Origin of the sequence: Phormidesmis priestleyi ULC007 (genome assembly GCF_003003695.1) — a bacterium.
Taxonomy (GTDB): domain Bacteria; phylum Cyanobacteriota; class Cyanobacteriia; order Leptolyngbyales; family Leptolyngbyaceae; genus Phormidesmis_A; species Phormidesmis_A priestleyi_A.
The window spans coordinates 45,792-54,277 of the sequence record NZ_PVWG01000028.1 but is presented as its reverse complement, the minus strand read 5'-3'; the positions used below and the strand labels follow the sequence as shown (position 1 = coordinate 54,277).

Annotated in this window: 10 protein-coding genes; 4 read left to right on the top strand and 6 right to left on the bottom strand. The window is 47.1% G+C overall.

Going from position 1 to position 8,486, the window contains the following annotated elements:
* Positions 1-162 precede the first annotated feature (162 nt).
* Complete coding sequence (locus C7B65_RS18790; protein ID WP_073074217.1) at positions 163-1,518, top strand: ABC-three component system protein; 1,356 nt, start codon at positions 163-165, stop codon at positions 1,516-1,518.
* 160 nt (positions 1,519-1,678) lie between these two features.
* On the opposite strand, the gene C7B65_RS18785 is transcribed toward C7B65_RS18790, so the two are convergent.
* The gene (locus C7B65_RS18785) at positions 1,679-1,948 is read right to left on the bottom strand and encodes a DUF2442 domain-containing protein (RefSeq protein ID WP_073074218.1); all 270 of its coding nucleotides are present in this window, start codon (positions 1,946-1,948) and stop codon (positions 1,679-1,681) included.
* Positions 1,911-2,165, bottom strand: a complete 255-nt coding sequence (locus C7B65_RS18780) for a DUF4160 domain-containing protein (RefSeq protein WP_073074219.1) — start codon at positions 2,163-2,165, stop codon at positions 1,911-1,913. The genes C7B65_RS18785 and C7B65_RS18780 overlap by 38 nt, the downstream gene beginning before the upstream one ends.
* A gap of 184 nt (positions 2,166-2,349) precedes the next feature.
* On the opposite strand from C7B65_RS18780, the gene C7B65_RS18770 reads away from it, so the two are divergent.
* Positions 2,350-2,739 (top strand): VOC family protein, encoded by a 390-nt coding sequence (locus tag C7B65_RS18770; RefSeq protein WP_073074220.1) that lies wholly within the window; start codon positions 2,350-2,352, stop codon positions 2,737-2,739.
* Positions 2,740-2,799: 60 nt separating this feature from the next.
* Here C7B65_RS18770 and C7B65_RS18765 read toward each other — a convergent pair whose 3' ends face one another.
* On the bottom strand, positions 2,800-3,300 hold the full coding sequence (locus tag C7B65_RS18765) for a hypothetical protein (RefSeq protein ID WP_073074254.1): 501 nt from the start codon (positions 3,298-3,300) through the stop codon (positions 2,800-2,802).
* Positions 3,301-3,362: 62 nt separating this feature from the next.
* Positions 3,363-3,569: a DUF2949 domain-containing protein gene (locus C7B65_RS18760; RefSeq protein ID WP_073074221.1), complete on the bottom strand. Its 207-nt coding sequence runs from the start codon at positions 3,567-3,569 to the stop codon at positions 3,363-3,365.
* Between the two features lie 127 nt (positions 3,570-3,696).
* Between C7B65_RS18760 and C7B65_RS18755 the strand changes: the two genes are divergently transcribed.
* On the top strand, positions 3,697-4,509 hold the full coding sequence (locus C7B65_RS18755; protein WP_073074255.1) for a hypothetical protein: 813 nt from the start codon (positions 3,697-3,699) through the stop codon (positions 4,507-4,509).
* 239 nt (positions 4,510-4,748) lie between these two features.
* Positions 4,749-6,146, top strand: coding sequence for an SGNH/GDSL hydrolase family protein (locus C7B65_RS18750; protein ID WP_073074222.1), 1,398 nt, complete (start codon positions 4,749-4,751; stop codon positions 6,144-6,146).
* Between the two features lie 2 nt (positions 6,147-6,148).
* On the opposite strand, the gene C7B65_RS27950 is transcribed toward C7B65_RS18750, so the two are convergent.
* Positions 6,149-6,577: a HetP family heterocyst commitment protein gene (locus tag C7B65_RS27950; RefSeq protein WP_073074223.1), complete on the bottom strand. Its 429-nt coding sequence runs from the start codon at positions 6,575-6,577 to the stop codon at positions 6,149-6,151.
* A 251-nt stretch (positions 6,578-6,828) separates the two neighbouring features.
* A complete protein-coding gene (locus tag C7B65_RS18740; protein ID WP_073074224.1) occupies positions 6,829-8,412 on the bottom strand; it encodes a beta-barrel domain-containing protein in 1,584 nt (527 codons plus the stop codon).
* Positions 8,413-8,486 lie beyond the last annotated feature (74 nt).

Sequence of the window (8,486 nt, the reverse complement as noted above, 5' to 3'; positions counted from 1 at the left end):
CTGCTCTAGAACAAACCTCATCTTATCGTTGATGCGGGAGAACAATCCAAAAGTCCATTTCTCAATCGTGGCGAGTATACTAATGGCTGGGCTATTCAGCCAAGAACTGAAGAGGGTGAAAGATTTTTCAGAATAGAAGATTGGAAAAAAGTCCTTGGCTCCTTGGCATTTGGTTTGCCAATCAATGAAGAGAGGCAGTTTTCACCTACTTTTCGTAGTTTAATTTCTTACTCTATTCGACCAGGGAAAGATGCATTTTCCACTCCTTTTGAATATTTTAGAAAGCAACCGGAGTGGGAGAAGCAGGTTTTTAACACCTTTTTGTTGGGTCTCTCTTGGGAAGACGCAAGTGATTGGCAAGGGATCAAAGAACAAGAAAAGCTCCTTGATAGCCTTAAGAAATTGAAGAAAACCAACCAAACTGGTGTTGCAACAAGGGTTCTTGGTTCTCTTGGTGAGCTAGAAGCTGCCAGAGTTAGAGTTGAACAGCAGCTTCAGAGGAAACGAGATGCACTCGGTAACTTCCATGTATACCCTCAGTACAACGAACTACAGCAAGAAGCAGATCTCCTGACTGCTGAAATTCACGATGTTACAAATGAAAACTTGTTCAATCGTCAATTATTAACCTTCTATCAATCCAGCCTTGAACAAGAAGGTGAGCCATCTCAAAATGACGTAGTTCGGCTATATGAAAGTGCTGGCGTTGAGCTTCCTGGCTTAGTAAGTCGTCGCCTTGAAGAAGTAGAAACTTTTCATCACCAAATTATTGAGAATCGACGTGAGTTTCTAGCAACAGAAGTTCAGCGTCTTAGACGGGCTATTACTGAGCTAGATAATATTACTAGAGGAAAAACTGAGCAACGCGCTTCTAGACTTGAAGTGTTGCAAACTCATGGTGCTTTAGAGGAATATACGAGACTCCAAGAGTTATATTTAGAGACCCGATCTAGTCTTAATGATATCAACCAGCGTATTGATGAACTGCGAAAGGTTGAAGAGGGGAAAAGTTCATTAAGAATAGAAAAGGAGCTACTAAAGCAGAGAGCACGGCGAGACTATGAAGAACGTCATACTCAGGCTGAACGAGCGATCTCATTATTTAATTCAAACTCGCAAGCTCTTTACGATGCCCCAGGCACTCTCGCCATTAATGTAGGCCCAAATGGCTTTCAATTCAATGTGGAGATCGAACGTGATCGCAGTGAAGGTATTGGAAAGATGAAAATCTTCTGTTATGACCTGATGCTTGCACAACTCTGGTCACAGCGTAATCCATCACCAAATATTCTTATTCACGACAGTACGATCTTTGATGGGGTCGATGAACGGCAACTAGCTCTAGCTCTTGAACTAGCTACTAGAGAGTCAGAACGTCTTGGTTTTCAGTACATTTGCACTCTTAATTCAGATATGATTCCTTCGACAGAATTTTCACCTGAATTTAACTTCGACTCTTTTGTGAGGCTGAAGCTTACTGATGATGAGGGTGGAAATCTGCTTGGAGTGAGTTTCTAACAGTCAACATCGTTTATATCTTTTAATGCACTTGGAGATGGTATGAGGACTAAAACTTCGTCGGTGCAGAAGTTATCAGTGGAATGCACAAGCTACCCGCTGCCGCACAACTTTGCCACTATGCAGCAATCCCAGTTACGATCGCGCAACCCTACCTCGTTCAACTTAAAGCCGCCGCTTTTGGAGCGGGTGCGCCCCTTAACATTCCTTCTGTGCTGAGATCCTCATCGATCGCTTCCCAATGAAGTCCATAGCCACCCCCGCATATTTCCCATTTTGCTCGTTGTTCAGGCGTAGCATTCAGCAGTCTTGGATACCACACTAAAGGCACAGTAATCGTACGCCCATCTATCAAATCAACGCTAATTGTGTCTTCAGTGAAGTAGACATTCTTAACTCTCTCGTCCGATCGAATCGCCAAAATACCCATTCCAAGCCTCCAATAAAATTTTCTGATTCTCTTGCACTACAGCCTGCACTTTCCGTAGTTCTTTTGCACTGAATCCAATATTGTTTGCCAAGCTGACGGGTTCTAACCAAAACTTAGCTGTTAAGTTATCGCGGTCAATGTGTGCGTGTGGTGGTTCATTTGGTTCATGGCTGTAGAAGTAGAAACGGTAGGAACCGACTCGCAAAACTGTGGGCATATCCTAGAATTATACTCAAGTCCTTCAATCTAAGAGCATGAGGACGATCGCAATCAAGTCTGGTTGAGTGTGAAGCCGAGTATGTTGCAAAAAGCCTTAGTTCATCTCAACGCGACAATCATACTTGACTAATTAGAGCAAATGTACTATCTTTACTTCAATCGTTTTCTCGTGAGAAGCAAAAATGGCGAAATTTTCCTACACAATTCTCTATGTCAGAAATGTTGCTCAATCGGTTGCTTTCTACGAGCAGGCATTTGGATTGAAGCAAAAATTCATAGATGAAAGTGGGCAATATGCCGAGATGGAAACCGAGACAACGACGCTTGCTTTTGCCGCAAATGACCTTGCAAAATCAAACCTTCCGCAGGGGTTTCAAGAAAACAGTCGATCGAGTCTACCCACTGGGATGGAAGTAGGTTTTGTCACAGACGATGTAGCAGCCGTCTTTAAGATTGCGATCGAGACGGGTGCTGACATTGTGGTAGAACCCAAAGTTAAACCTTGGGGACAAACCGTTGTCTATGTTCGCGATTTGGATGGCATTCTGGTTTCAATCAATAGCCCAATGTGAGTCTTGTCGATCGACTCACATAAGGGTTTACATTCAGCGAATCGTAGTAGACCTCGCGACTTAATCAGTTCCGCCCCAACTCCAGACCGGGTTGCCGCGCTGCACCGATTTTTTTAGAATCGCGCTGGTCAGTCCATTTGCATCGCTCATTCCCGTCATGTCGAGAATCAGATAAGCATTTCCTCCAACAAATCGCATTCTTAAATAGGAGTGCGCTGAGAAGGGTTCGTTGCCTGATTTAACAATTCGAGCGGTGGCTTTGCACTGTCTATATTGTGGTTTGAGTTTAGCGACCCAGGTGACACTAAAGTCATCGCTATTTGCGATCGTAAATCCATTGGCGATCGTGCTCAAATTCGCCTTACCGTCGATCGCATAGCTACCTTCACGATAAGGCTGTGGGGTTTCGGTCACGACTACGTTTGTAGGACAGCGAACCCTGGGATCTTGAGTATCGATCGCTTTAAAGACCTGAAGCTCAAGATTGGTAGCTTGGGCAGGAAGGCTTGATAGCAAAGACGCGGCAATGCTAATTCCTAAGATGGAAGAGAAAAGTTTCATAAACGGTGCATCGAAAACGGGTAATAGTTGAAGCTTCACTAGCCAAACGCCGAACTTCGGAATCAATTTTCAGAGGAGCCATAGTGTTCTAACCAATCAAAGATTTCGTCAAGCTGGGATAGGGTGACAAATCCATATTTCCAGAGAATCATCGGCAACAGGGTAGGGGTCTGCTCAGAGTGTTGCAGCGCAAACACGATCGCCGCTTGAGAAATTAAAAGTTCCTCAGTCAAAAATTTAATTAGAGGATGATTGGTCGAAACATCCATCTTTAACACTCGTCTCTAAACTATTAAACAGGTTTCAGGACAGACCCGAAAGTAATGTGACATTATACGATTGAAAAGCAATAATGTTACCTTGATCACTTAGCAACCTTCAGTGCGAGGCACCGCCGTGACTGTAACTAATGCCGCAACTAATTTATATCTTCCAGATGCCAAACTGACTCAACCCGCAGTGAGCGCGATCGACGAGTTTGCCAAATCGAGCTTACCGGGTGTTTGGGCATTTTTAGACAAAGCGACGATCGTGGCAGACCTGCGATCGCGGGTGAATGATCCGGTTCAGATTAATCAGGGCGGACAACCGTTTTGCGGCCCGGCGGCGGTGTTGTTTGAGTTGGTACGAAAACAGCCGCTCCGCTATGTGCGAATTTGTCAGAGTCTGTTTGAAACGGGCTATTTTCAAGCCGCCAGTCATTGGATCTCGGCCTCGAATGAATTGCGACAAGCCAGCCGAGGTGACCTGCATATGAGTCAGGTTGACTGGATGGTCTTGGCCACGTTGCGGCAGTCAGAAAATTTGCTGTTTCCAGTTGAGCCAAATGCGCCCGAAATGATTCGTAACCTGGCAGGAATGACAAAATCGTGGGAGATGCGCGGCTGGATCAAAGAGATCTTAGGCTACCGCAAAAGTGAATATTATCACGCTTATTTGATGAATGACGTGAGCGCTCTTAACCAGGCAGCGGCTGCAATTCAATCGGGAGGGGTGGCATTTGCGCTGATCACGGCTGAAGGAATGCTGCAAACCAATCCGCCGCCGATTCCATTTCCGAGTCATTGGGTGGCGCTGCTAGGCAATATCGCAGTGACGAATAATCAGGTGAGTTTTGATGTTTATACCTGGTCAAAAAAACTGCACCTTGATCTAGACTTGTCATCGTTCAAGAAATATTTTTGGGCGGCGGTGACAGGCATTCCTTAAAGAGAAAATTTTGACTTTTATAGTGCCAATCAAGATCGGCAGAGTTCTAAAGATTTTGAAGTTGTGATACAGGACACGTTTGGTAGTAAGATACTGAACCTATTGGGGTAGTTTTTGTGCCTTAGAGTCCATTAGATTATGCTCTCTAGAAAAATTGAGTTTTAACTTTTGTCAGCGCCATTGGGCATGTTCGTTCACAGCCCTTAGCGGGTCTATCGATCGTTTGAGGAAACTGCTGAATGTTTAGAACGAGCCGTAAATCGTACCGATCGAGCCTGTCATCTTATCAGAGAAAGAAAAAATCTTTGCCTCGCTGGGTGATTTTTAGCGCCATTCCGATCGCGCTAATCACTTTAGAATTATTGGCGCGGCTGATCACAGGTATGATCGGCAAAGCACCCGAATTGACCGCTTTTGATGGCGAACCGTTAAACGTCACCGCTTACCGATTAAACTATCTTGATCAATCTGGCTCACCTTATGATGGGTTGCCCGATCGCGGGCGATTAACCGCCAAGCGCAGTCCTTTAATGGGCTACAAGCTCGTCGGCAATCAAAAAAGTTCGTCTTGGCAAATCAACGAACAGGGGTTTCGCGCCAATCAGCCAGTCACCGCAGTCAAAGCAAAAGACGAAACTAGAATTTTTGTCTTGGGTGGCTCGATGGCATTTGGGCAAATGAGTTCTAACAATCAAAGCACTTTTGCTACTCAGTTAGAAACGCGCCTTAACCAGCAGGTCGCGACTCAGAAGACAAACTCTACCAAGTTTCGTCCTGATGTGTTGCCTTACTTTGCCGATGAGCTAGCCAAAGCGATGGCACTGCCGCCCCGCATTCGAGATAGTCGCTATCGGGTGATTAATGCTGCCGTTCCGGGCTATGCCTCTAGCAATGAGTTATCACAACTTGCACTTCAGATCTTGTCCTATAAGCCTGACTTTATTGTCGTGTTAGATGGCTATGCCGATTTGCTGTTGCCCAGCACTCAAGAAGGAGCCGATATTCCGGGCATTGAGTCTCTGTTAGATAACTCGTTTGGGCATTTCACCACTGCGTTATCAGAGCGGTTTAAGAATTGGATTAGTCAATCATTCTTAATTAAAAGCGTTCAGTATTGGGTGTTGCGTCCGCAAGATTCTCTCAAGCTAGTGATTCCTCCAGCCATTGAGGCAGACGGTTCGCTTTCACAAAAGCTTCCAGCCAACGCCGATGAACTCGATCGCCGAGTGACTCGCTATCGCAATAATTTAGAACAAATTGCGCGATTGACATCAGGGGCAAAAATTCCGATCGTGCTCGCATTGCAGCCCGAAATCACCAGCCGCAGCGCTAACACACTCACACCCCGCGAAAAGAAGGTTCTTGACCAGGTGGGACAAGCTTATCCGCCGCGAGTTAAGGCAGGTTATGCTCGACTTCAGCAGGCGATCGCCCAAGTCAAACAGCAGTTTCCGCAAGGGGTGACGACGCTCAACCTGAATGAAGGCACCAACTTTCAGGGCGAAACGTTTTATGACACCATCCATTTAACCGATGCCGGAAATACTGCGATCGCCGCTCGGCTTTATGACACGATCGCAAACTCTCTGACGCTGCAACCTAAACCCTACGGCAACCAGACCCCACCCGGACGATAGAATCACCAGCACCAACTCGAATCAGTCACCTGCTGACGCGCTAGAAACCCTTGCTTGAGGCTATCAGGTTCTTTCACCATGTCTTCAAACCAGGCTGGAAGACTGCCGCCGTGAGGTGCGTTTTCTGGGGGTTCGATCGTTTCTAAATAAGCCAGTTCGTTAATTTGCGTGGCTCCTTTTGTGACCAGTGGTCTGCGGTCTGGTTGAAGTTGCCGATCCTGCATTTGGCTAAACAGACGGTTTTCTTTCATCAGCCGACTATAAGTGCGGTGAGGAATAAAGTGAATGGGATTATAATCGGCAAATCGCAAAATCAGCACACACGCCCACGAATATCGACCTTCAGTGATTGCCTCAACCACTTGCTTAAACTGCTCAGGACTCATGACTTTGTTCCGCTTTTGAGCAGTGCTACCACTTTGAAAGTGCATGAAGATATCTCCTTTAAGTTGGCTAACTGTTGATGGTGTTGCAGAATCAAGAGTTGAATGCGCTCCTAACCCCACGTCAGTTCGACGAGTTTTCTCGCTTCGGTGTCAGCGGCTTCTGCCCCCTAAATCCCCCATTCTGGGGGACTTTGAATTGGAGTTTTTGACTTAAAGTCCCCCAATTTTGGGATTTAGGGGGCTGCCCGGATGACAATAACTCAACGATTCAATTTCTACATTCAGCAATGCACGGGCTATAAATTAAGACCACTTTTTTGCATTTGTCGAATCGGGTCGAGCAGCATATCTGCAACCGCACGGCGACGAATCACGATTTCGGCAGTGGCAGTTTGACCGATTTTGAGCCGAGTGACTTGAGAAGAAGACCGTCGATCGATCGCAATTTCAACGCGATAAACGGCACCTAATCGCTGATCGACTTTAACATCCGGGGAAATCGTGGTGACTTTACCCGCCACAATTCCATAGTCTTGATAAGGGTAGGCATCAAACTTGATCTGCACCGGGTCGCCCACTTTGACGAAGCCTGCTTCCCTTGTGGGCAATGCTGCGGCAAGAATCAGGGGTGCTGCTTGAGATGCCACTTCGGCGATCGTTTGACCTGATTGCACCATTTCGCCTCGATTACGGACGTTGAGCGACAGCACCACCCCATCGACCGGAGCCTTGAGCGTCAGTTGTTTGATCTCAGCTTGGGCTTGCTGGAGCCGTTTCTGACTCTGCTGAAGTTTGGCTTGAATCTGCGTCTGCTGCACCAACAATTGTTGAATGGTCTGCTGGGCTTGCACTTGAGCATTTTGCCCTTCGGCATAGCGTTGGGTGAGCTGCGCCCGTAAGCCTTGAGACTCAGCGATCGCTTGCTGCAAGTTCGATCGTGAGCGCTGAGAGTCAGCCAGCGTTTGCTGAATTTCGCCCATTTGTTGGGTGATGCCGCGCTGACGATCGCCAAAGTTTTGCTGCGCCTGAAAGAGTTGTTCTCTCGCCAGTGCCCCTTCGTCTACGAGATATTTCAGTCGCGCTAGCCGCTCTTTTTGAGAATCGGCATCGGTTTGCAATTGGCTCAACACCGCTTGACTAGTGACTGCCCGTTCTTCAGCCTGGTTGATGGTAGTGTCTTGACCTGCGATTTTGGCTTGAGCCTGGGCGATCGCGGCCTCTTGAGCGCGAATTTCTGCGTGGGCGATCGCAAGCCGCGTATGAGCTTCTAATTGCGTTTTGTCAATCAGAGCATCGGTTTGCAGCAGTTCTTTTTCATAGCTGGCGCGTTCTTGCCGCAATCCTTCCAGACGATTCAGGGCAATTTCGTTGTCTAATTCTGCGATCGTCTGACCTGCCTTTACCAACTGACCTTCATGGACATAGACACGAGCAATCTTGCCCGAAATGGCAGGGTGAACTTTAAAAGATTCTCCTTGCGGCATTAAACGCCCTTGCGCTCGTCCGACTTCTTCCATTTGGCTGGTCATTGCCCAGGTTGCAAACGCCGCACAGAAGATCACACCGCCCATCACTAAACGATCGGGCAAGGTAGGAGACGGACGATCTAAAACGGTTTGCAGCGATGTAGACCAGCGGCTCGTGAGTGAGGGATTTGCTTCAGGGCGGGTTTGTGGCTCGATCGCCGATTGAGACATCGGTTGAGACATTACCGGACTGGATGCCACCGTACCGCCATAAAGCTGGGCGATTTCAGACTCGATTTCTAGCTCGATCGGGGGCGGCAGATCGCGAAAGCTATGAGCGAACATATCCACTTCGGGGGGGGCAATCAGCAGATTAGAGCGATCGTAAGACAGGGATTCAATACGAATAGTCATGGTAGTTCAACAGGGTATAGAATCAGACATTCGTTAGAGAACCGTTATAGACTTGAGCACAGATTGCAACGGAG

What these genes read in the sequence shown, in the direction of transcription:
- C7B65_RS18785 (WP_073074218.1), bottom strand. Translation starts at nt 1,948, where the DNA reads ATGGGTATTTTGGCGATTCGATCGGACGAGAGAGTTAAGAATGTCTAC.
- C7B65_RS18780 (WP_073074219.1), bottom strand. Translation starts at nt 2,165, where the DNA reads ATGCCCACAGTTTTGCGAGTCGGTTCCTACCGTTTCTACTTCTACAGC.
- C7B65_RS18770 (WP_073074220.1), top strand. Translation starts at nt 2,350, where the DNA reads ATGGCGAAATTTTCCTACACAATTCTCTATGTCAGAAATGTTGCTCAA.
- C7B65_RS18765 (WP_073074254.1), bottom strand. Translation starts at nt 3,300, where the DNA reads ATGAAACTTTTCTCTTCCATCTTAGGAATTAGCATTGCCGCGTCTTTG.
- C7B65_RS18760 (WP_073074221.1), bottom strand. Translation starts at nt 3,569, where the DNA reads ATGGATGTTTCGACCAATCATCCTCTAATTAAATTTTTGACTGAGGAA.
- C7B65_RS18750 (WP_073074222.1), top strand. Translation starts at nt 4,749, where the DNA reads ATGTTTAGAACGAGCCGTAAATCGTACCGATCGAGCCTGTCATCTTAT.
- C7B65_RS27950 (WP_073074223.1), bottom strand. Translation starts at nt 6,577, where the DNA reads ATGCACTTTCAAAGTGGTAGCACTGCTCAAAAGCGGAACAAAGTCATG.
- C7B65_RS18740 (WP_073074224.1), bottom strand. Translation starts at nt 8,412, where the DNA reads ATGACTATTCGTATTGAATCCCTGTCTTACGATCGCTCTAATCTGCTG.